Below are 20,277 nucleotides of genomic sequence, written 5' to 3' on the forward strand. Positions count from 1 at the left end.
CGAGTGTCTCGGTAGCCACACGGAGCGTGACCGTACACCGATCCGCAATCGGCGACGCGCGTCTTGGGTTGCTCCCGGTTGCCAACGCCAGGCGTCGGCCGTGGTGATGCCCCTGCGTATTCTCGATACCAGGCGGCGTCCGGAGGTGAGGTCTCGAATCTGCCGATCACTTCGACCCGCCACTGTTAAACGTTCTTCGCAGAAACCGCACCAGGCGGAAAATCGCGGCACATAGGACGCTGAACCACAGCACCGACGCGACGATCAGCACTACTGGTCGGTGGATGAAAACAAAGATCAGCGTGAGGTAGGCGAGTCCCGAGGCGATCACGGCGCCGTACCACCAGAAGAAGTGTCGGCGACGTCTGACAACGTCGACGCGAGGCGATGGCGTGGCCGGATCAGTATCTGGGACTACCTCGAGGTAGTCGTCAGGTCGCACGATTCCGCCGACCAAGTCCAAATGCCGTACGAGTAGCCGGGTCGGCTCATCGCCGACTACGCCATGCCAGGGCTGCGATCCGGTCCAGTCCACTCGTGCCTGCACCGCGACGGGACCATCAGGTACTTGAAGCCGTACCGAGCGGCCACTGCCGATCCGAGCCCGCTCTTCACCGTCGACCAGCAGGCGGTAGTTCCGCAGCACACCGGCCCAGCCGCGTGCCCGCCGGACAATCAGTTCCCCCACAGCCATCGACCCTAATAGCGGGCTCTCCACCGCACGGCCAGTTTGGCAACGATCAGTCTCCACGTGGTCGAGGCAGCCACGATCAAAGACCGCAAGTTCCGATAGCCGATCGTCTATTGAGACCGGTTAGACGGCGGTATTTGGTTGTTTGATTGTGGTGCTGGTCGGGCTGTGTGGTGTTGCTGCGGTGGTCACCGTGGTGGCCGCTTGTCGCCAGTCGTTCGATAGGGCCCTGATTCCGGGGATGCGGTGCGCTGTGATCGGCCCCGCCAGCAGCACTGGGGTGGTGGCATTGAGTGTCGTCAGGACCGTCGTGTAGCGGCGGATCAGTCGGGGGTTGATCCCGGACACGATGCAGGCGCCGCAGCCGGTGGATCGTGCAGCAGCGGCTAGTGCCTTCCAGGGGGTGTTGGCGCCCAGAACGATCGGTGCGAGGCCTCGATCGAGCAGCATCAGCGAGAACAAGTGGTTCGGTAGGTCGTGCAGCTCGCCGGGTGGGCACGCCAAAATGACAGCCGGTGCCGTCTTGTCAGTGAACGCGGGCCGGCGGAACGTGCCCACGACGGAGCGGATGATGTTGGAGGCGTGGTGTTCGTGCAGGACGCCGAGTTTGCCGCTTTCCCACATGTCGCCGACGTGCCGCAGGACGGGGATCAAGATGTCCGCAACGAGAGAATCGCTGCCGTACTGATCGTGGTAGCGCAACAGGTGACCGTGCAGGAGGTCGCCATCCAGTCCGAGGATTGCGTCGAAAAGATCGGCCCGGGTATCGAGTATCGTCTGCGCGCCGACTGACTCCCCCGTGACTGTCACCTCTGCACCATAGATGAGCAGCCCGACTGCGCGGCCGGGGTCGGTTCGCTGACTAGCTCCGCGCGCCACCACCGGTCGATGTGATGCATCAGCTGATCACCGTCCGTGGCACGAATCGACCCACTGGGGCGACACCGATCACAGTCAACGTCAAAAGCACTGGCATGGTGACGAGGGCTGGCAAGGCTAGTGATCCGCGCATGGGGCGTTTGCATAGCAACACCATGCACCACGTAGTGCACCACCGCTTGATCGCGCGGGTAATGACACCGGACTGTGACGCCGTCCCGCGCGCAGCGTGCGCGTAGCGACCGCGACGGCGGGTAAGAATCTGAGGTCGCTAAAAGCAGCCTTGAGTGGTTGACGATGCGTGCACGCAGGAGACCTGTACTGTCAGGTCGCTGTGCGCCTGCGCCCGGCCACCCGCGCGCGTTCTCACAACGCGCGGTCACCCCATGATGGACACACCCCTTTTAGGAGCTCTGCCCCATGATCGTGCTCGGAATCGTCTTGATCCTGCTCGGCCTGCTGGTCGCCAGCATCAAGTTCTTGCTCTGGCTCGGCATCGTCGTTCTGATCGTCGGACTCGTGCTGAACTTCCTGCCCATCGGAGGATCACGCCGCCGGGTCTACTAAACCCCCGAGGGATCTCTGCGAGGTCAACAACACCGGGTAGCAAGACGGTGGATACGCACACGCGTATCCACCGTCTTCGCGGTCGCAGCGGGTTTCGCCCGCTAGCAGACCAACACTGTCTCGATGAGCGATCGTCTAACGGCACAGTTCGACGAAGCACCAGTCTCGCGCGTTGATCGTCTCTGTTATGTCGCAAGACATCGTGGACAGTTCGGCATCAGGACATCGGCGACGTTCGCGGCTGGGCTGGTGGTGACATTCTGCGGCTTTGGCTGGCTCGCGAGTAGTGCTGGCGTTGTACGGCTAGCGGGCGAGGAACGAGGCTGCTTGGCGTTGAGGGTCGAGCTGTGGCGCGTCGGGCTGTGGATGCGTGATCGCGAGGTAGACGACCGGTCCGACCAAACCAGCAATAGTGTCTTGATCTGGTGTGACACCGGGAATGCGGTCGATCACCCGGGTGGCGCTTTCGCCCAGGACGTCGTGCTCGGCAAGTAGGGCGGCGACTTCGTCGTCGTGTTGTGCCTCGCCAATGAGTGCGCGATATGCGGCTCCGGCGGGTGACTGCGTCAAGAACTCGATGAGCGCCTGGTAATAGTTCGTCACGTCGTCTACGGGGTCGCTGCGTGGCGCGGTGGTCAACGCTTCGCGGGCGTCGTCGATGCATGCTTCGAGCAGGATCGCCGCCTTGTGGGGCCACCAGCGATAGATCGTCATGCGTCCAACGCCTGCCCGGTCTGCGATGCCCTTCATTGTCATTGCCGAGTAGCCCACCTCGACCAGCAGATCGTCGACGGCATGCAGCACGGCAGCGCGGGCCGACTCGCTACGTGGTCGACCGCCATGAGTCCCGCTGGAGTCAGTCACGGGACCAGCATAACTAGACATCGTGCATCGAAACCAGTAGGTTTCGAGACATGATGACTCGTAATAGTTCTGGGAGTGAGCAGGCCGAAAGGGTGCTGGCGGCGGTCTCGGTATGCACGATCCTCGTGGTTGGATTCGTGGCGTCCATCAATCTCGCGGCGCCGAAAATTGCGTCTGGTTCGCTACATCCGTCATCGGCGCAGCTGTTGTGGATCGTCGACGCTTATGTCGTTTTCTTCGCCTGTTTGGTGATCCCTGCGGGTGCGGTGGGCGATCGGTTCGGTCGCAAGCGGGTTGTCCTCGCCGGTCTGGTGACGTTCGCGGCAGGCGCAGCGGTGTCAGCTGCCGCGCCCACTGTGGCTGTCATGTTGATTGGCCGCGCGGTGACCGGAGTCGGTGCCGCAATGGTGCTACCGAACGGTCTGGCCCTGTTAATCCACGCAACTGCTCCCGCTCAGCGTCCGAAGGCCATCGCGGTCTGGGCCGCGATGACCGGAGTCGGTGGCGTCGTGGGCAACATCGGTGGGGGTGCGGTCCTGGCCGCCGGCTCATGGCGGTGGTTGTTCGTGGCTGTCGTGCCGATCGCGTTGGCCGCTGCGGGCTGGTTGGCCGTTGTCGCTCCCGTGACGGACACCAGGGATGAGCCGCTGAATCTGAAAACAGCAGCGTTGCTCACGGCGGCCACAGTGGCGCTACTTCTCGGAATCATCGAGGGACCGCAACACGGATGGGACAGCGCCGCCGTTGTCGGCGCGTTCATCGCAGCAGTCCTGCTGCTCGCAATGTGGGCAGTATCGGAACTGCGCGCTGCTCATCCCATGCTTGACCCTCGCCTCTTCGCTATACCCGCTTTGCGATCGGCGAGCTTGGGCATGATGGTCTTGTTCTTCGGCCTGTTCGGGTTGTTCTACCTGAACGCATCTTTGATGCAGTACGGACGTGGATTCAGCACTCTGCAAACAGGATTCGCTGTCATCCCTCTGTCGCTTCCGCTACTGATCGGCGCCAGGTTCGTGCCCGGACTCGCTGCGCGTCTGGGTGCGCCCGTCACGCTCGGCGCCGCGTTCGTCGTTACTAGCGTCGGCCTGTTCGGCCTGGGCACCGCGATCAACGATCGCTATCTCATCTACGCCGCGTGGCTGGTGCTGATCGGCATCGGAATCGCACTCGGCCTGCCCGCACTGACGGGCACCATTACGGCCAGCATTCCGCCCGAACAGGCAGGCGTCGCCGGCGGACTGCAATCGACCACGCGTGAACTCGGCAGCGCCCTCGGCGTCGCCGTGATCGGCACGCTGACCGCGGCCCAATTCGGTAACAACCTGCACACTCATACATCCCGCACCGTCGCACAGGTCCTCGCTGCCGCCCATGGGAACAGCGGAATCGTGCTGCAGGCCTACACCGACGCTGGCGCAACTACGCTCAAAATAGTCGCTGTAGTCGTGCTCATCGCCGGGATACTCGTCGCGACTGAAAGCGTGTGGTCGGCCAAGCCACGTGGCTAACCGGACCAGAACCAGACCAGTCATGCGGAACCTGCCCAGCAAATCGGCGCACTCTCACCATCCCAAAACCAAGTGACCGCAATAGATCCTGTCGTGCGGCTTGCGATCTCGCAGTGGCCCGATGATGCACCCCGCGGCGCGGTGACCACGTTCTCTGCCGAGCACTGCATTTCCCGCCAGTCGTTGTTGAGGGAGAGTCGCTCGGTGAGCGCCTCGGTTCCGTCCTTGGACGCGCGGGTGCGCCCGCTGACTATGTTCCGGTTCTCGTGCTGGATTGGCCCACTGGGTTCCCGGCGGTGGACTATGGCCGCTTGACTGGGGACCTTTCACCGCCGCTGCCTGATGGTCGAGTGCCGCTCTATGTGTGCGCGGAATGTGGTGACCTCGGATGCGGTGGAGTGACCGCAGTGATCGGGTGGACTGCGGAGACCGTGGTGTGGCGTGAGTTCGGATATCAGAACAACTACGAGCCGTTCGCAGCTGATGACGTACTGCCCGGTGTTGGTTCGATCGTGTTCGATCGGCATGGCTACCTTGACGCGTTGACGGGATTTAAGGACCGCTGGCCCATTGCAGGTCGCGGGTAACGGATCTCTATCGACGGTGGCCGGACGCCTCGGACACCACACCGATAGGACGAAGGGCGACCGTCTGGGCACCCGGAGCGCAGCCGACAGGAGTGAAAGCACTCTTCGTTAGTCGCGACCGTCCCGTTTGTGGAACGTCTATTGAGACTCGCAGGTGACCCGGATTCCTCGGTACGACGCCGGTGCAGCTCATCGACGCTGGCCGTCAGCAGCCCATCTCCGCCCCGTTGGTTTAGCGTTCCGTTGTATGACGAGGAGTCCGGAGATCCTGTATCACTACACTGATACCGTCGCAATGCTCAACATTCTCCAACGGGGCGAGCTGTGGGCGACAGACGCCAACTATCTCAACGACTCCAACGAACTCCAACACGGACGCAACGAGCTCTACTCGGCGCTCACAGCGAAGCAAGTCGAACTCGGCGAGCACGTAACGCGGGGTGGCCACTGGCGCGGGACCGACCTTGGGATCCTCCGCGCTGAACTCGAGTATCACGCCAAGGGAGAGTCGCTTCAGCTCGCCACAGGGGGTCCCTTTGTCTCCTGCTTCTGCGAGGACGGCGACCTCCTTAGTCAGTGGCGTGGTTACGCCGGAGGATCCGGCTGGGCTATTGGCTTTGCTCGCGAATGGTTGGAGTCGGTGTGCTACAGGCGAGGTCGACCTCAAGCACTACGTCAGGTCGTTTACGGCGTTGCCGGTATCGGGCCCATGGTCGAACGGGTACTGGCAGAGCAGACGATCGACCCGCTCGCCAGAAAGGGTCCGAGCTGGGGGCAAGCTCGTGAAATATGTGACACAGGACTCGCGGGAATTAAGGATGACGCCTTTGTTGAAGAGCGCGAATGGAGGCTCATCCTCCAAGGCGCCCCAGGCGGTGAGCAGTTCCGCCCGGGACGGGTTGGCCTCACACCGTATTTGAAGGTTCCGTTCCCCAAGGAGGCGATCAAAGAGGTTGTGATCGGGCCGAGTGTCTACTCCACGCTCCAATGGCGGGCCGCAGCCCGCTTGCTGGAAGGCATCTTCGGCCTCACGCGGTCGGAGGACGGCGACGTTGGTCGCGCCGTCAAATTGCGCAGCTCCGCGGCGCCTTATCGATAATCCAACCGTTGCGACGGCCACGAGCTGATGTCCTCGTAGAGAGCCATGACGCGGTCAGCGTGCCTCGAGCCCTCAGTATCGATGCTTAGCCAGCGTCAGGCGTCGGTCGCGCACTCGCATGACGATCGGCTCGCGGAGCGCGCCGATCGTCTACTGGGCAGGTCTAAAGTGACTTGCCCAGCGGCGCTGGTCAGGGGCGGTGCGCGTGTGCTGGATCGCGTCGTGCAGATGCCGAAGGGCAAGGTCGGGCATTGTCGGCCGTGGATCATCTTTGTCGTCGGTCCACAGGTCGTGAAGTAGGACGTCGACCCAGACGGCGACCTGTGTCTCGGTCGCGAGGTCTTGCCATGATGTGGCGCTCTTGCGGTCGCGGCGACGGGTTGTCGCGCAGACGTTGTCGGCGAAGCTGTCTGCGATCAGATCCAGCACGTCGGGCCACGCATTCACCGGCGGATGGACATCGGTCAGAGGGATGACACCGCAGAACCAGTCACTCACCACCGGATCCTCGACAGCCGCGCGCAACATCGTGCGCAGGCCGTCCCACTCCAACGCGGATGCTTTCGCCATACCTGCTTCCTACACCCTTGACCGTCTTCACAGAACGTGTCAGACGCTGTCCCACAACCCGATCCCTAGTGACACGGCGTCCGGTCGCCGATCAGCCAGTCGAGCTCAGATACTCCTGGAGTTCTCGGCGTCCGCCGACTCTCCCGATCCAGCGATGTAGCGCGGCCACGTATTCAGTGCTGTAGCCGTCGCTGGCGCGTCCCACAACGACTTCCCGGTGCGAGAGCAAACACATGCGCAAATAGGACCGCCCCTGCGGAGTCAGCAGACACCACAGCCTCGTCGAAAGCCGCCGGAACGACAGGTTGAAGTGAGCTTTGTCCCCAGAAATCCGCACCAGGGATGTCGTCTCGGTGAACGACCCGCTCCGACTGGCCATAGTTCTCCGTTCAAACCCTGAGCACGATCTTCGACCCACGCCCGCCGGTCGCGGATCGGGACGGTGATCCGGCTCGGCGGTGGTGCAAGTCATTGTCTAGCAGCTACAACGACAAGCTGGACCCAGATCTGCTGTCCGCTTGCCGATCGGCGATCGGGACGTCATACCGCGGCGGCTTCGGGAACAGTTCACAATGCGGGGATGGATCTCTTGATCTCACATCGGATCTGGTTGATGGGACAGGACGAGCAGCTGCTGCGGCCCCGCGCGGCGGGTCTGCGCACCGCGGTTACTGCCGCCGCGCTGCTCGACGTGATCAGTTCGGGTGCGGCCTCGTGGACTGAGTCCGGCACTCGGGTGCGGACATGCCCACTGCCGGATGGACTACCCGCCCTGATCCAGCACAGGGCCGAACGCCTCGAGAAGGCCGCTGGAGGCAAACCGTTGGACACGGTGTACGCCATTGATGCTCTCGCGCCTGGTGTATGGGACGAGGTGGGATCGGATGCCGCACTGTGCGGTTTCGCGACCGAGGTGCCTCGTCCGATTCGGCGATGGATGTCGCCACGACACCGACCCGACACACGACTCGCCCGGACACTGAAAACCCACTTGCGTGAGGTGATTCGCAGCACCGACGCAATCACTGACCCGGTTGATGAGGCGGTGCTGGCGGTGGGCTGGTCGGCAGGTGTCCTGGATGACTTACTCAGCCTCACCGCGTTTACCGATCCCGACGTTGTCGACCCTGCGAGAACTCATTGCCAATCCAGCGAGCTCGTCAAGCGGCTCGATGGGCCAGTCACCTTCTTGTCGAGCGCGCGTATCCCGCCTTCGAGTATCGGTGCAGGGAACTCCGGCTCGCCAACGTAGGAAGACACGCTTCAGGGAGACTGCTGCGCGATCGTGCTCCCACAACTTCGTCAGGCGTTCCGTATGCGGTTGATCGAGATAGGTTCCGCCGTCGTTGGCGTGTCGTAACGTCACGGTCTGGTGTCATTACAGTCAACACAGCATCGCTCACGGTTGGCGATCGTGAGTCTGATGAGTGTGCAAACAGAGAAGATCCCGGTGCCGCCAGGCCTTGAAAATGAAGTGGCTGCTCTAACGCGCCGAGCTCGTCGCCGGTACCTGGCGCGTCTGATCCCTGCGCTTGCGGTTGTCGTGGTGCTTGAGGTGTTCATCGTGCCGCACTCCGCACGTCACCGACGCGAGCACCACGTGGATCGTCCGTGGTGGGTGGTCGGACTGTTTTTTCTCATGTCGCTGGTGGTTTTGGTGTTCGCCGTTTGGATGTGGCGACGGTTGATCCGCCAGCGCCGCCGGGTGGGGTGGACGCCGTTACCGCTGGGGTTGCCGCGCGCTCAACGCAAACAACTGCGACGCCATGTGCGTGAGGGTCGGCCCAGCGGGGATCCGCTGCTGCGATACGTCGAGACGCGCGCCGCACAAACGATCTGCGATCTTCGCAGTAACCAGAGGTGGGCACTGCCGATCGCAACCGTCGGCATCACCGGTGCAGTCATCACGTTCTGGAACACCCAGCGCTGGTTTTCGATCGTCGCCATCGCCCTTCTGATGTTCGTGATTGCTACGTTGCCTCGGACGCGTCAGCTGTACCGCGGTGCGAGCAAATACTTGAGCGCAGTCAACCCGTGATCGACCAACTAGAGCCGCGCTCACTTCTCGACAAAAGATGTCGGGTTGCCGACGAAGAATGAAGAGACTCACATGCTCCTTGGATTTGCCGCTGGGCCGACGTCAGGGTCTAGTGGCCCGCTGTGGCTCTTCATCCTCGCGGTCACCGTCGTCGGTCTGGTGATATTCGTGCGGTCCCGCCGGCGCTAGCTTCAGCCCGGGAACCCGAAGGCCCGCTTCTCAAACCAACGAATTGCCCCGCCGCCACTTGGTCCCGGATCAATCGACAGACTTCCGCATGCGGTCCCACCAACGGCCAACCCGCGCGTCGGGGCGCGGTCCCGGCCCCCGGCGTAGCGGTGCCGGTCCCGTAAGACCCGTCCGGATGTCTCACCGGGACAGGAGCATCGTACGAAACACGGTGCGATGGCCCTTACACACAGCGGATCAATCTGTCCTCGCTGCACATGACGTGCGGTCCTAGCTGCATCCGAAGTCTGTCGGCGACCTCCAAGTCACCGGCGCCCGGACACGGCGAAGTCACACGTTTCGTTTCACAGGCTGTACGCGCAAGTAACTTGTGAGATGAGAATCGTTCTCACGGCCCAGCGCGCTGAACTGCGCTGATGCCACATCGAAACCGCCGGCGGGATGCGCCGTAGTTAAAGTACCGAGCTCTCCGTAGCGTCATCGAGCCGCTCACGCACCCCCAAGTCACCCCAAAAGTACTCGGTACTTTAAGTACCAGGCCGACATTTCAATCTTCAGTGCATCTCGACAAAAGTACTCGGTACTTTAAGTACCACGCCGAAATTTCAATCTTCGGTGCATCTCGACAGACATTTACGCTGCATCTCGACAATGATGATCAGAAGTTCTGCGCCATATTAGTGAAGCGTGAATAGTGACCCTGGAAGGCAACGGTGATCGTGTCGGTCGGGCCGTTACGGTGCTTGGCCACGATCAGGTCGGCCTCGCCGGCGCGTTCGGACTCGCGGTCGTAGGAGTCCTCGCGGTGCAGCAGGATCACCATGTCGGCGTCCTGCTCGATCGAACCGGACTCACGCAGGTCGGACATCTGCGGACGCTTGTCGGTGCGCTGCTCAGGACCACGGTTGAGCTGGGAGATCGCGATCACCGGGACGTTGATCTCCTTGGCGAGCAGCTTCAGCGCACGGGAGAACTCCGACACCTCCTGCTGGCGCGACTCGACGCGCTTACCTGACGTCATCAGCTGCAGATAGTCGATGACGACCAGCTTCAGGTCGTTGCGCTCCTTGAGCCGACGGCACTTGGAGCGGATCTCCATGAGCGACATGTTCGGCGAATCATCAATGAACAGAGGCGCATCCGCCACTTTGCCCATCGTGGTCGCCAGGCGCGTCCAGTCCTCGTCGCGCATGGTGCCCTTGCGCATGTGCTGCAGCTGTATGCCGCCCTCGGCCGACAGCAGACGCATGGAGATCTCGGTCTTGCTCATCTCGAGCGAGAAGATGGCCGACGCCATACCGGCCTTGATGGAGCATGCCCGGGCGATGTCGAGGCCGATCGTCGACTTGCCGACCGCGGGTCGGGCTGCGATGACGATCATCTGACCCGGGTGCAGACCGTTGGTGAGTGCGTCGAGGTCGGTGAATCCCGTTGGTACGCCGACCATTTGACCGTTGGTGCTGCTGGCGGCGTCGATCTCGTCGGCCGTGTCGGCAATGATCTCGCCGAGCCGGACGTAGTCCTCGGCCTCCTTGCCGGCGGTGACGCCGAAGACCTCGGCCTGTGCAGCGTTGATGACGTCGACGACGTCGCCACCTCCGTCGGCATACCCCATCTGCACGATCCGGGTGCCGGCGGTCACCAGTCGGCGCAGGACCGCTCGCTCGGCGACGATCTCGGCGTAGTAGCCGGCGTTGGCGGCGGTCGGCACGCCCTGGATCAGCTCGTGCAGGTAGGCCTGCCCGCCGATGCGGCTCAACTCGCCGCGCTTGGTCAGCTCGTCGGCGACGGTGATGGCGTCGGCCGGCTCGCCGCGGCCGTAGAGGTCGATGATGGCTTCGTAGATCGACTCGTGTGCCGGGCGGTAGAAGTCCCGGCCGTCGACCGACTCCGCAGCGTCCGCGATAGCGTCCTTCGACAGCAGCATGCTGCCCAGCACCGACTGCTCGGCAGGCACATCCTGCGGCGGGACCATGCCGCCCCCGTGCCCACCTTCGTCGGTGTAGTCCGGGGGAAGTTCAGCAATCGCCACGCACGCTCTCCTTACCACCGTTTTCGAACATGTGTCGACTGCACCACAAGGGTGTGACAGTGAGGCCTGACGAGGGTGCGCGACACGCGAAGACGCCACGCTAGAACCTTCCGGCGCACCCTGCAAACATCCGCTCAGATGGGCTCTGGACAACTTGTGGACAAGGTGTGGAGAGGTGCGGCTCGGCGTGTGCACGCCCTGGGGACGAAGCTGTGGATATCTTCACCGGGCCACTGCCGACAGTCCTCTGAACTGCGTAAACGCACGATGACGGCTGTGCACAAGAAAAAGTTTCGGCGCAGCTGTGGCGTGAGTTACCCACAGGCCGGGAGGCGCACACAGCAGATGTACGGCTCCCATCGGCCGGTGGCCGGCGGGCTCGGTGTCACGTTCGGAGGCGCTGTGTCGTCGTACACACACGAAGCGATCGGAGATGCATCCCCGGCGGCAGCACGTCTTCGATCTCGTCATCGTCGCCGCCACGGAGGAGCCTGCTATGCCCATCGTCAGAATCGACGTCAACCGCGACCGCGATCCGGAGCAGCGACGGGCCATCTCCGACGCGGTGCATCGCGCGTTCGTGACGGCGGTCGGCATCCCGGAGGGCGACCGATTCCACCTTCTGACCACGCACGCGGGCGATGAACTGATCGCCGATCCGACATACCTCGACGTGGCTCGACGGGATGTCGTGTTCATCCAGATCACCTTGATCCGCGGACGCAGCGACGAGATGAAGCAGCGGCTGTACCGGGCCATCCGGGATGGCCTGGTCGCCGTGGGCGTGCGTTCGCAGGACGTTGCGGTGATCCTCACCGAGAACGGTCCGGCCGACTATTCGTGGGGCGATGGTGAAGCGCAGGTGCTCGCCCTGGGGCCTGTTGCCGGTACGACGTGAGCTCGAGGCCCCAGGCGTCTCCCGGACTCCGGACTACCGAACCAGTCTGCCCTTCGCCTCAAGGACCTGGATCGGTTGCGCGGGACCGGTGATCGTGGCCGTGCCGGGGAGATCGGTGAACCGGCCACCGTCGACCGCGAACTGGCCACCGTAGACCGTCGTGACCGAAGCGCCGAAGCTTCCGCGCTTGAGGTAGGTGTGCTTGACGTCCCCGTTCGGGTAGCCGCCGCCCCGCGACACGGTCGGTCCGAGCGAGGCACCGTCGCCGAAATGGAAGGTGTTCGACTTGAGCACCGGCTTGATCCGAACCTTGTGGCCCAGCAGCGTCACGGTCCGCACCTTGTCAGGCCCGTACCCGGGACCCGAGAAGTCGGCAGTGAAGTAGTTGGGCAGATTCACCAGCGTCCGGTTGCCGACAGGTTCCATCGTGGCCTTCGGCTTGACGAACGGTGTCTTGATGAAGGCCGAATTGATCATTGCGACTGTGAGATGCGGCTTGGACTTGGCGCTAGGTACCAAATTGGGCCAGCACGTCTCGCCAGCGTACTGCCATGGACCGAATTTATGTTTCGGGAGTTTCGCACGGAACTCAATCCGCACAAGGGGCCCGACGGCGTTTTTGACATTAACGCAGGTCTTGAACGCCTTTTCGCAGCCCACCTCAGTCTTGTCTGGATCGGTGTTTGCCGGGCATGCCATCGGCGTCCAGTATTCATACGGGACTACCTTGATTGTGACTTTTCCATGCTTTCCCGGGACTGGCTCGGGACCATGTCGTGGCAGTTGGCTAGTTTCTCGTGCGGTCCGGCCCGTATAGGTCGCTCCGCCGTCTTCTACGCACTTGGTTTCAAACTGCCCACAGCCATATGCCGGGCTACGCAAAGCGGGGGCAACAAGCATAGCCGCGACAATGACGAATACTCCGCCACTCGCACTTCTACCCTTCATTCTTTTGAACCTCGCCTGTGCGCCAACCCTCATTTGTCCAATTTAACTCGAAGACAACGTTCATCGAGCTGGTCTTCCCGCGAACTGTGATCGCCTTGCTTTGAACTTTTCGGATGTTCGCAGCCGATTGCTTGAGGGTGAAGAACAAGTGGTACGTGGAATCGTCAATCTTTAATGGGCGCATTTTTGGCGGAATGCCAAATACTGGTGCGTCATAATGCGTTCCGTCTTTAATGAGCGTCGTAAATACCTCGGCCCATTCCGCACAGGTCTTGCAATTTGGCTCCGATATCGGTGCAAGCGGTTTGGCCGTTGGCTTCTCGGCAGCTTTGTTCATGACGTTCAAGTAGTGGACCACGAACGCCTGGGCTCCTGCCTTCGTGTGTTGCCTGGCCCGCTCCGGAACACCGGGAGCGCCGGCAGCTGTGCCGCTGGACGTCGGCGTTGCCGACGTACTGCTGGCCGATGAACTCGGCGAGCTCGTGGTCGAGGTCTGCGGTGGCATGGATTCCCCGGACGCGATGCCCTTCGCGGTGTGCGATGCAGTCGACGACGTGCCCCCACCACTCGATCCGCCGCTGCATCCTGCCGCTGCCACGACGGCGAACAACGTCGCAGCAGCGCCCATGGCACGTGTTGTGCGCATTGGTGAAACCCTCCCCTGTGTGGAACCTGAGTGCCCCGTGATTATGGGTCACCCATCACGGCGAAAGTGAGCCGCTTCCTTAAAGGCTTGGTCAAGAAGGGTGGCTCACCCGGCATACCGACTCCCGGATCATGTCGCATCTCATCGTCCGGACGCAGGAGTTATCCACAGGGCGTCGGATGAGTCCGATCCAGCCAGAGTGTCGGTCGTGGCGAGCGGTCAGTGGATGCTGCGAGGAGCAGCTCTCGCGACACCTGTCGACCTCTCAATGTGCGTATCGGGACCTCGAGACGTTCACTCGTACCTCGCGATCTCCTCGGCAACCTCCCCACAACCTCTCGGTGTGCGTGTCGGGACCTCGAGACGTTCACTCGTACCTCGCGATCTCCTCGGCCACCTCCCCACGGCTGCTCGGCCACCTCGGGATGTGGTTCCTCACGCGCTCTCAGGGACAGAAACGTGGTGGTTTCGAGACGTTCGCTCGTACCTCGCGAACTCCTCAACCACCATCGGCTTCATCAACCATCCGTTGGCATGCAAAGCGGCCACGGCCACTCGAGGAGTGACCGTGGCCGCCGGGACCGGATGCGTGAACCGAAGATCAGCGCAAGGTGCCGTAGTTGGTCGGCGTGGTCCAGATGCTCTGCAGCTTGACGACGTCACCGGGGACCGGCGCCGCGATCATCATGCCCGGGCTCACATAGATGCCCACGTGGTACGCCGGCGACCCGAAGAAGACCAGGTCTCCGGGCTGCGGCGCGGTCGTGCGCTTCATGTACGCCTGCTGCTGGCTGGCCGTCCGTGGGATGGACAGGCCCGCCTGCTTGTAGACGTATGACGTGAGGCCCGAGCAGTCGAAGCCCTGCGAGGGCGTCGAGCCGCCCCAGACGTACGGAACGCCGAGGTACTTCTTGGCGATCGACACGACCTGGGAAAGACCGCTGCCGTTCGACGGTGGCGGAGTCGGGTTGGTACCGCACTGGTAGCCGCCCAACGCGCTCCAGGTCAGCGGGCCGACGATGCCGTCGGCAACGAGACCCTTGCTGCTCTGGAACGACTTCACGCGCGACAACGTTGCGGCGCCGAAGACGCCATCCACCGCGACGCCACCCAGTTTGCTCTGGGCACTGGACACGGCGGATCCCGTTGCGCCATACCGCAACACCGTCACCTGGCAGGTGGGCGGTGTCGGCGTCTTGGGCGGCGGCGTGGGCGTCGGCGACGAGCCCGGGAAGCCCCCCAGAGCCGTCCAGGTCAACGGACCGACGATGCCGTCGGCGACCAGGTGATGCGCCTGCTGGAAGGCCTTCACCTTCGCCAGCGTGCGCGTCCCGAACACGCCGTCGACCGTCAGTCCGCCCAGCCGCTGCTGCACGGTCTTGACATAGGTTCCTGTTGATCCGTAACGCACCGTCACCACGGTTTTCGGCGACGCCGTTCGTACGGCGCTCGTCGTTGCGCTGCTGCGCTGCCCCGACGCTCCGCTCGTGCCGCTGCCGGGATCGGCGTACGACGGAGCGGCCTGCACGAGGCTGGCTGCGGTGGCCGGCACGCTCAAGAGCGTTCCGGTCACCACCAGCCCCTTGCGGGAGGTGATCGCCGGGGCGACCTTGGCGGACAGCCCAGGCCGTGGTTTGCGATGTCTCGGAGTAGTAATCGTGGTCATGTGACCCTCTCGGTGCTCGTCCAGTCCTGAAACGCGCGCAGGGGGATGACACGCGTGCCGTGTCATCCCCCGATGTCGCCTACTCCTTCCCCGAAGAAGGCGCTGCACGAGCACTGACTATGCCGGTGCGTGAATACCTGTGAAAGACGCGAAATATGGGCTCGAATTGGCCCTTGTGACAGGTGTTACTCGTGTTACTTGAGTGAATTGGCGTGGCTGGCGGAGCAGAAGTGCTCTAGTGTTGCAATTTCAACGATCCCCGGGATCGTGACCGGCTTGTAACACTTCGAACGCCCAAATCATTCGAACGACACGCCGAACCGAAACTTTTTGGCGAAAATCTCATATGTTGAGACCCGGGCGCGTCGTCACGCGGGCTCGACGCTCTCAGCGCCGACTGCGGACAAAACGGCGGGCGCAACTCCGCCCCGCGATCGACCGGCCGGCCGGCCCCACCGGGCCGCTCGCATTCCGTTGCCGCACAGGAGCGTTCGAGCGCCGGACCGCCGCTGACGGCCCGTAGCGCGGCAGCGAGAAGCCCCGCCGGCCACGAGGGCCGACGGGGCTCGTCGGAAGTGCTGAACTGCGGTCAGACGCGACCGTAGTAGGGGCTGCCCCACACGCTCTGCACGTGGACCACGGTGCCCGGACGGCTCGCGGCGATCATCTTGCCGCCACCGAGGTAGATCCCGGCGTGGTATGCCGGGTAACCCCAGAACATCAGGTCGCCCGGACGCGGGCTGGACACGCGGGTCGCACGGGCGGCCTGCGCCGACGCCGTACGCGGGATGCTCTTGCCCGCCTGGCGGTAGACGTACTGCGTGAAGCCCGAGCAGTCGAAACCGCCTCGCGACGCCCCGCCGTAGCGGTAGGGCGTGCCGCGCAGGCTCATCGCGATCGACACGACCGAGGAGTTGGAGGTCGGAGCCGGCTTCGGCGCGGGCGATGACCCGGAGTACCCACCGAGCGCGCGCCAGGTGAGCGGGCCGACGATGCCGTCGGCGACGAGTCGGTGAGCGCGCTGGAACGACTTGACCTTGGTGCGGGTGCGCGGACCGAAGATGCCGTCGACCGCAAGGCCGTGCACCTTGCGCTGCACGGTCTTCACCGCGGTGCCGCGGGAGCCGTAGCGGACGGTCGGACCCACCCGGACGGTTGCGGCGACGTGACCGGCGGCCTGGACGTGTCCGGCGGCCTGGACGGAGCTTGCCTGGACCGCGCCGCTGCTGGGAGCGGCAGATGCGCTCTCCATGCCGGCGAGCGGTACGACGACGGCGCCGGCGGCAGCAACTGCAACGCCTCGGCGACCGACCTTGTTCAGAATCTTCGGCTCACGCTTCAGGTGACGCGGGGAGTACGAACCCATGAATCAAGGGACCCTTCAAATGGACTGCAGTGACAAGCGGGTGCGGGCGCCGTTGCCCCGGGACCATTCGCCCCACCCACGTTGTGCACTCGACTCCCCGAAGCCGGTGGCACGGTCATCGACTATGACGCATCGGAACCCCTCCCCAAAGTCGTTCCGAGATATCTGTGGACAACCGTCCACCACCGGACCGGGGTCCGACCACGCGCGCACGCGCGCGTCAGTCGTGATCATTCCGTGATATTCCGCGGCGTTCCGCGGTTGCTCCGCCGCCCGCCGAAACCCGCTCAGTGCCACATCTGTCACACGAACAGGGTTCCTGGATGAGACGCTGGTATCTCACATTTCGGGACGAGCCTTACGTGTCCGTCAACGACGGACGCTCGCGGCGGGTATGGCGGGAGCCGCCCCGTACCCTGAAGGGCGTGTCCGCCAGCCCTCCGTCGCAGCGCAGTGCTGCGACGGTCTCGACACATCGGCAGATCCTCTCGCTGGCGATCCCGGCGTTCCTCGCGCTCGTCGCGGAACCCCTGTTCCTGATGGCCGATTCGGCGATCGTGGGACATCTCGGCACCGACCAGCTGGCCGGCCTCGGCGTGGCCAGTGCGGCCCTGCTGACCGCCGCGAACATCTACGTCTTCCTTGCCTATGGCACGACCGCGCTCGTCGCCCGTCGGCTCGGCGCCGGAGAGGACTCGGCGGCCGTCGGCGCGGGCGTCGACGGCATCTGGCTGTCGCTTCTGCTCGGTGCGGTCACGACCGTCGTCGTCGCGATCTTCGCGGCGCCGATCTGCGACCTCTTCGGCGCGTCACCCGCGGTTGCCGACGAAGCGACGACCTACCTGCGGATCAGCGCGTTCGGCATACCCGGGATGCTCGCGGTGCTCGCGGCAACGGGTGTCCTGCGGGGCTTCCAGGACACCCGGACGCCGTTGATCGGCGCCACCACCGGATTCGCCACCAACCTGTTACTCAACATCCTCTTCGTGTATGGCGCAGGGCTCGGCATCGCCGGCTCGGCGCTCGGCACGGTGATCGCTCAATCCGCTTTGGCCGCAGGGCTTCTCGTGGTCGTGCTGCGTCGCGCACGACGCCTCGGCGCACCGTTGCGACCGCACCCCGGGCGCGTGCTGGCGGTCGCCCGGTTCGGGGTCCCGCTCCTCGTCCGCACCCTTGCCCTGCGGGCCGCGATGCTGGCCAGCACCTGGGCGGCGGCCGAGCTCGGTGACGTGCCGTTGGCGGCCCATCAGGTGGCGATGACGATCTTCGGTTTCCTGGCCTTCGCCCTGGACGCGCTCGCCATCGCCGCGCAGGCGATCACCGGGCGAACGCTCGGCGCACACGATGTCGCCGGCACCCGCGCCGCCACCCGGCTCATGCTCTGGTGGGGCTTCTGGATGGGCGTCGGCCTGGGCATCATCGTCGCGGCCGTCCACACGGTGCTGCCGCTGCTGTTCACCGGCGACGGGTCCGTTCGTGATGCCCTGTCGGTCGCGCTGCTCGTGCTGGCCGTCGGGCAGCCGATCGCCGGGCTGGTCTTCGTCCTGGACGGCGTGCTGATCGGCGCTGGGGACGGTCCGGCGCTCGCCTGGCTGCAGGTCGCGGCGCTGGCGGCATACCTGCCGTTGTTGTGGCTGGTGCACACCCACGCGGCGGCCCTGCGCGACGGCGGCCCGGGGCACGCGCTGCTGATGCTCTGGTGGGCGTTCACCGGGTTCATGGTGTTCCGGCTGATCGGCCTGGGGCTGCGCGCGCGGTCCGGTCGCTGGATGGTCACCGGCGCCTGAACGGCCGGCGTCGCGTCCCCAACCGGCGACGGTCGCCGGATATGCACAGGAGCCGGCCACCCCTCGCAAGGGATGACCGGCTCCTGTCGAGCTGAGTCAGCGCAGAACGCTCAACGCGTCACTTGGCAGCGACGACGTCCAGCTTCACCGTGGCCTCGACCTCCGGGTGCAGCTTGACGCTGACCTGGTGGGCGCCGAGGGTACGGATCGGGGTCGCGACCTGAACGGTACGACGGTCGATCGAGCCGACACCGGCAGCCTTGACCGCGTCGGCGATCTCGGCGGTGGTGACCGCACCGAAGAGACGGCCCGAGCCACCGGCGCGTGCGGGAACCCGCACGACCGTCGACTCGAGGTTGCCCTTCAGCGAGGTGGCCTGCTCCAGCGACTGCACCGCACGGGCGGCCCGCGCCTTGGTGATCGCGTCGACCTGCTTCTGGCCGCCCTTGGTCCACGGCGTGGCCAGGTGGCGCGGCAGGAGGTAGTTACGGGCGTAGCCGTCCTTGACCTCGACCACGTCACCAGGAGCGCCGAGCGAGGCGACCTCGTGGGTCAGGATGATCTTCATAGCGTTACTTCTTTCAGCGAGCCGAGGACGAGTAGGGCAGCAGGGCCATCTCGCGGGCGTTCTTGACCGCCGTGGCGATCAGCCGCTGCTCCTGCACGGAGACGCCGGTGACCCGACGCGCGCGAATCTTGCCGCGGTCGCTGATGAACTTGCGCAGCAACGCAACGTCCTTGTAGTCGATCGTTTCGACCTTCGCCAACTTCAGCGGGTTGGCCTTCTTCTTGGGCTTGCGAATGACGGGCTTAGCCATCGTGGTGCTCTCCTTCTTCATCGAGAGCCCGAGTCGTGACTCGGGATGGGGTTGAACGTGTTGTTGTGTGAGTGGTCGTGGTCTCGATACGCGGCTCGTACCTCACCGCTACTCGACCCGCGAAAGTTAGAACGGGGGCTCGTCGTATGACGGGCCGGTGCTCCAACCGCCACTCTGCTGGCCGCCACCGGGCTGCTGGGCCGGCTGGCCCCCGCCCTGCTGGCCGCCACCTTGACCACCGGTGGCCCACGGGTCGGACTGCTGTCCGCCGCCGAAGCCACCCTGGCCACCGGAGTTTCCGCCGAAGCCGCCACCCTGCTGGCCGCCACCGCCGAAGCCACCCTGGCCCCCGCCGCCACCGCGCTGGGTCTTGTTGACCTTCGCGGTTGCGTAACGCAGGGACGGGCCGACCTCGTCGACGTCCAGCTCCATGGTGGTGCGCTTCTGGCCGGTCTCCTTGTCGTCCCACGAACGGGACTTCAGGCGACCGGACACGATCACGCGCGAACCGCGGGTCAGCGACTCGGCGACGTTCTCGGCCGCCTCCCGCCATACCGAGCAGCGCATGAACAGCGTTTCGCCGTCCTTCCACTCATTGGTCTGCCGATCCATGAATCGCGGCGTCGACGCAACGGTGAAGTTGGCGACGGCAGCCCCGGACGGCGTGAACCGCAACTCCGGGTCCTGGGTCAGGTTGCCGATGACTGTGATGACGGTGTCGCCTGCGGCCATGTCGGAACTCCCTTGCTAGGTGTCGAGTCTCAGGCGTCCACGCGCAGCAGCTTGGTGCGCATGATCTGCTCGTTGAGCGACAGCTGGCGGTCGAGCTCCTTGGCGGTAGCCGACTCGACGGTCATCGTCACAACGGCGTAGATGCCCTCGGACTTCTTCTTGATGTCGTATGCAAGACGACGACGACCCCAGATCTCGGTGTTGTCGACCTTGCCGCCATCGGTGGTCACGACCTTGAGCAACTTGTCCAGCGTGGGCTGGATCGTGCGCTCGTCGAGCTCGGGGTCGATGATGATCATCAATTCGTACTGACGCATGCGTTAACCCACCTCCTTCGGTCTCAAGCGGTCACGGTGTCTCCGTGACAGGAGGGTTGCAGCGTGGCCCGCACC

At 64.1% G+C, this 20,277-nt stretch carries 21 protein-coding genes; 8 read left to right on the top strand and 13 right to left on the bottom strand.

The window, feature by feature from the left end; genetic code table 11:
• Positions 1 to 166 precede the first annotated feature (166 nt).
• Both ACZ50J_RS21360 and ACZ50J_RS21365 read right to left on the bottom strand, forming a co-directional pair.
• Entirely contained in the window at positions 167 to 688 is a 522-nt protein-coding gene (locus ACZ50J_RS21360) for a hypothetical protein (protein ID WP_464299170.1), read from the bottom strand.
• Between the two features lie 126 nt (positions 689 to 814).
• On the bottom strand, positions 815 to 1,570 hold the full coding sequence (locus ACZ50J_RS21365) for a cobalamin B12-binding domain-containing protein (RefSeq protein WP_464299171.1): 756 nt from the start codon (positions 1,568 to 1,570) through the stop codon (positions 815 to 817).
• Between the two features lie 420 nt (positions 1,571 to 1,990).
• Between ACZ50J_RS21365 and ACZ50J_RS21370 the strand changes: the two genes are divergently transcribed.
• Complete coding sequence (locus ACZ50J_RS21370) at positions 1,991 to 2,137, top strand: hypothetical protein (protein ID WP_464299172.1); 147 nt, start codon at positions 1,991 to 1,993, stop codon at positions 2,135 to 2,137.
• 303 nt (positions 2,138 to 2,440) lie between these two features.
• On the opposite strand, the gene ACZ50J_RS21375 is transcribed toward ACZ50J_RS21370, so the two are convergent.
• The gene (locus ACZ50J_RS21375) at positions 2,441 to 3,001 is read right to left on the bottom strand and encodes a TetR/AcrR family transcriptional regulator (RefSeq protein ID WP_464299173.1); all 561 of its coding nucleotides are present in this window, start codon (positions 2,999 to 3,001) and stop codon (positions 2,441 to 2,443) included.
• Between the two features lie 92 nt (positions 3,002 to 3,093).
• Between ACZ50J_RS21375 and ACZ50J_RS21380 the strand changes: the two genes are divergently transcribed.
• Together ACZ50J_RS21380 and ACZ50J_RS21385 are read left to right on the top strand one after the other, a co-directional pair.
• Positions 3,094 to 4,509 carry an MFS transporter gene (locus ACZ50J_RS21380; RefSeq protein ID WP_464299174.1) on the top strand — a complete coding sequence of 472 codons (1,416 nt, stop codon included), beginning with the start codon at positions 3,094 to 3,096 and terminating at the stop codon, positions 4,507 to 4,509.
• Between the two features lie 834 nt (positions 4,510 to 5,343).
• A complete protein-coding gene (locus tag ACZ50J_RS21385) occupies positions 5,344 to 6,195 on the top strand; it encodes a DUF2971 domain-containing protein (RefSeq protein ID WP_464299175.1) in 852 nt (283 codons plus the stop codon).
• Between the two features lie 150 nt (positions 6,196 to 6,345).
• Here ACZ50J_RS21385 and ACZ50J_RS21390 read toward each other — a convergent pair whose 3' ends face one another.
• Entirely contained in the window at positions 6,346 to 6,765 is a 420-nt protein-coding gene (locus ACZ50J_RS21390) for a hypothetical protein (RefSeq protein WP_464299176.1), read from the bottom strand.
• 580 nt (positions 6,766 to 7,345) lie between these two features.
• On the opposite strand from ACZ50J_RS21390, the gene ACZ50J_RS21395 reads away from it, so the two are divergent.
• Positions 7,346 to 8,017 carry a hypothetical protein gene (locus tag ACZ50J_RS21395; protein WP_464299177.1) on the top strand — a complete coding sequence of 224 codons (672 nt, stop codon included), beginning with the start codon at positions 7,346 to 7,348 and terminating at the stop codon, positions 8,015 to 8,017.
• Between the two features lie 171 nt (positions 8,018 to 8,188).
• Positions 8,189 to 8,803 (top strand): hypothetical protein, encoded by a 615-nt coding sequence (locus ACZ50J_RS21400; protein ID WP_464299178.1) that lies wholly within the window; start codon positions 8,189 to 8,191, stop codon positions 8,801 to 8,803.
• An 847-nt stretch (positions 8,804 to 9,650) separates the two neighbouring features.
• On the opposite strand, the gene dnaB is transcribed toward ACZ50J_RS21400, so the two are convergent.
• On the bottom strand, positions 9,651 to 11,024 hold the full coding sequence (dnaB, locus tag ACZ50J_RS21405) for a replicative DNA helicase (RefSeq protein ID WP_464299179.1): 1,374 nt from the start codon (positions 11,022 to 11,024) through the stop codon (positions 9,651 to 9,653).
• Positions 11,025 to 11,520: 496 nt separating this feature from the next.
• Here dnaB and ACZ50J_RS21410 point away from each other — a divergent pair, with 496 nt between their 5' ends.
• Positions 11,521 to 11,922: a tautomerase family protein gene (locus tag ACZ50J_RS21410; protein WP_464299180.1), complete on the top strand. Its 402-nt coding sequence runs from the start codon at positions 11,521 to 11,523 to the stop codon at positions 11,920 to 11,922.
• 33 nt (positions 11,923 to 11,955) lie between these two features.
• Here the strand turns inward: ACZ50J_RS21410 and ACZ50J_RS21415 are convergent, their stop codons facing one another.
• Together ACZ50J_RS21415 and ACZ50J_RS21420 are read right to left on the bottom strand one after the other, a co-directional pair.
• Positions 11,956 to 12,399, bottom strand: a complete 444-nt coding sequence (locus tag ACZ50J_RS21415) for a hypothetical protein (RefSeq protein WP_464299181.1) — start codon at positions 12,397 to 12,399, stop codon at positions 11,956 to 11,958.
• 460 nt (positions 12,400 to 12,859) lie between these two features.
• Positions 12,860 to 13,375: a DUF6318 family protein gene (locus tag ACZ50J_RS21420; RefSeq protein ID WP_464301381.1), complete on the bottom strand. Its 516-nt coding sequence runs from the start codon at positions 13,373 to 13,375 to the stop codon at positions 12,860 to 12,862.
• Between ACZ50J_RS21420 and ACZ50J_RS21425 the strand changes: the two genes are divergently transcribed.
• Positions 13,296 to 13,586: a hypothetical protein gene (locus ACZ50J_RS21425; RefSeq protein WP_464301393.1), complete on the top strand. Its 291-nt coding sequence runs from the start codon at positions 13,296 to 13,298 to the stop codon at positions 13,584 to 13,586. The two genes, ACZ50J_RS21420 and ACZ50J_RS21425, sit on opposite strands and share 80 nt — an antisense overlap.
• 531 nt (positions 13,587 to 14,117) lie before the next feature.
• On the opposite strand, the gene ACZ50J_RS21430 is transcribed toward ACZ50J_RS21425, so the two are convergent.
• Both ACZ50J_RS21430 and ACZ50J_RS21435 read right to left on the bottom strand, forming a co-directional pair.
• Positions 14,118 to 15,182 (bottom strand): C40 family peptidase, encoded by a 1,065-nt coding sequence (locus ACZ50J_RS21430; RefSeq protein ID WP_464299182.1) that lies wholly within the window; start codon positions 15,180 to 15,182, stop codon positions 14,118 to 14,120.
• A 589-nt stretch (positions 15,183 to 15,771) separates the two neighbouring features.
• Positions 15,772 to 16,548: a C40 family peptidase gene (locus ACZ50J_RS21435; protein WP_464299183.1), complete on the bottom strand. Its 777-nt coding sequence runs from the start codon at positions 16,546 to 16,548 to the stop codon at positions 15,772 to 15,774.
• A gap of 425 nt (positions 16,549 to 16,973) precedes the next feature.
• Here ACZ50J_RS21435 and ACZ50J_RS21440 point away from each other — a divergent pair, with 425 nt between their 5' ends.
• Complete coding sequence (locus ACZ50J_RS21440) at positions 16,974 to 18,335, top strand: MATE family efflux transporter (protein ID WP_464299184.1); 1,362 nt, start codon at positions 16,974 to 16,976, stop codon at positions 18,333 to 18,335.
• A 118-nt stretch (positions 18,336 to 18,453) separates the two neighbouring features.
• Here ACZ50J_RS21440 and rplI read toward each other — a convergent pair whose 3' ends face one another.
• From rplI to rpsF, 4 genes are all read right to left on the bottom strand, one after another.
• Positions 18,454 to 18,903: a 50S ribosomal protein L9 gene (gene rplI, locus ACZ50J_RS21445; RefSeq protein WP_464299185.1), complete on the bottom strand. Its 450-nt coding sequence runs from the start codon at positions 18,901 to 18,903 to the stop codon at positions 18,454 to 18,456.
• 13 nt (positions 18,904 to 18,916) lie between these two features.
• Positions 18,917 to 19,153 carry a 30S ribosomal protein S18 gene (gene rpsR, locus ACZ50J_RS21450; protein ID WP_123272507.1) on the bottom strand — a complete coding sequence of 79 codons (237 nt, stop codon included), beginning with the start codon at positions 19,151 to 19,153 and terminating at the stop codon, positions 18,917 to 18,919.
• Between the two features lie 126 nt (positions 19,154 to 19,279).
• Positions 19,280 to 19,885, bottom strand: coding sequence for a single-stranded DNA-binding protein (locus ACZ50J_RS21455; RefSeq protein ID WP_464299186.1), 606 nt, complete (start codon positions 19,883 to 19,885; stop codon positions 19,280 to 19,282).
• A 29-nt stretch (positions 19,886 to 19,914) separates the two neighbouring features.
• Positions 19,915 to 20,202 (bottom strand): 30S ribosomal protein S6, encoded by a 288-nt coding sequence (gene rpsF / locus ACZ50J_RS21460; protein WP_464299187.1) that lies wholly within the window; start codon positions 20,200 to 20,202, stop codon positions 19,915 to 19,917.
• Positions 20,203 to 20,277: the final 75 nt, after the last annotated feature.

This window comes from Flexivirga sp. G2 (genome assembly GCF_055397625.1).

Excerpts from the sequence above, each read along its gene's own strand:
- ACZ50J_RS21370 (WP_464299172.1), top strand. The coding sequence starts at position 1,991 with ATGATCGTGCTCGGAATCGTCTTGATCCTGCTCGGCCTGCTGGTCGCC.
- rpsR (WP_123272507.1), bottom strand. The coding sequence starts at position 19,153 with ATGGCTAAGCCCGTCATTCGCAAGCCCAAGAAGAAGGCCAACCCGCTG.
- ACZ50J_RS21430 (WP_464299182.1), bottom strand. The coding sequence starts at position 15,182 with ATGACCACGATTACTACTCCGAGACATCGCAAACCACGGCCTGGGCTG.
- rpsF (WP_464299187.1), bottom strand. The coding sequence starts at position 20,202 with ATGCGTCAGTACGAATTGATGATCATCATCGACCCCGAGCTCGACGAG.
- ACZ50J_RS21420 (WP_464301381.1), bottom strand. The coding sequence starts at position 13,375 with ATGCCACCGCAGACCTCGACCACGAGCTCGCCGAGTTCATCGGCCAGC.
- ACZ50J_RS21410 (WP_464299180.1), top strand. The coding sequence starts at position 11,521 with ATGCCCATCGTCAGAATCGACGTCAACCGCGACCGCGATCCGGAGCAG.
- ACZ50J_RS21395 (WP_464299177.1), top strand. The coding sequence starts at position 7,346 with ATGGATCTCTTGATCTCACATCGGATCTGGTTGATGGGACAGGACGAG.
- ACZ50J_RS21385 (WP_464299175.1), top strand. The coding sequence starts at position 5,344 with ATGACGAGGAGTCCGGAGATCCTGTATCACTACACTGATACCGTCGCA.
- ACZ50J_RS21455 (WP_464299186.1), bottom strand. The coding sequence starts at position 19,885 with ATGGCCGCAGGCGACACCGTCATCACAGTCATCGGCAACCTGACCCAG.
- ACZ50J_RS21415 (WP_464299181.1), bottom strand. The coding sequence starts at position 12,399 with ATGATCAATTCGGCCTTCATCAAGACACCGTTCGTCAAGCCGAAGGCC.
- rplI (WP_464299185.1), bottom strand. The coding sequence starts at position 18,903 with ATGAAGATCATCCTGACCCACGAGGTCGCCTCGCTCGGCGCTCCTGGT.
- ACZ50J_RS21390 (WP_464299176.1), bottom strand. The coding sequence starts at position 6,765 with ATGGCGAAAGCATCCGCGTTGGAGTGGGACGGCCTGCGCACGATGTTG.
- ACZ50J_RS21435 (WP_464299183.1), bottom strand. The coding sequence starts at position 16,548 with ATGGGTTCGTACTCCCCGCGTCACCTGAAGCGTGAGCCGAAGATTCTG.
- ACZ50J_RS21400 (WP_464299178.1), top strand. The coding sequence starts at position 8,189 with ATGAGTGTGCAAACAGAGAAGATCCCGGTGCCGCCAGGCCTTGAAAAT.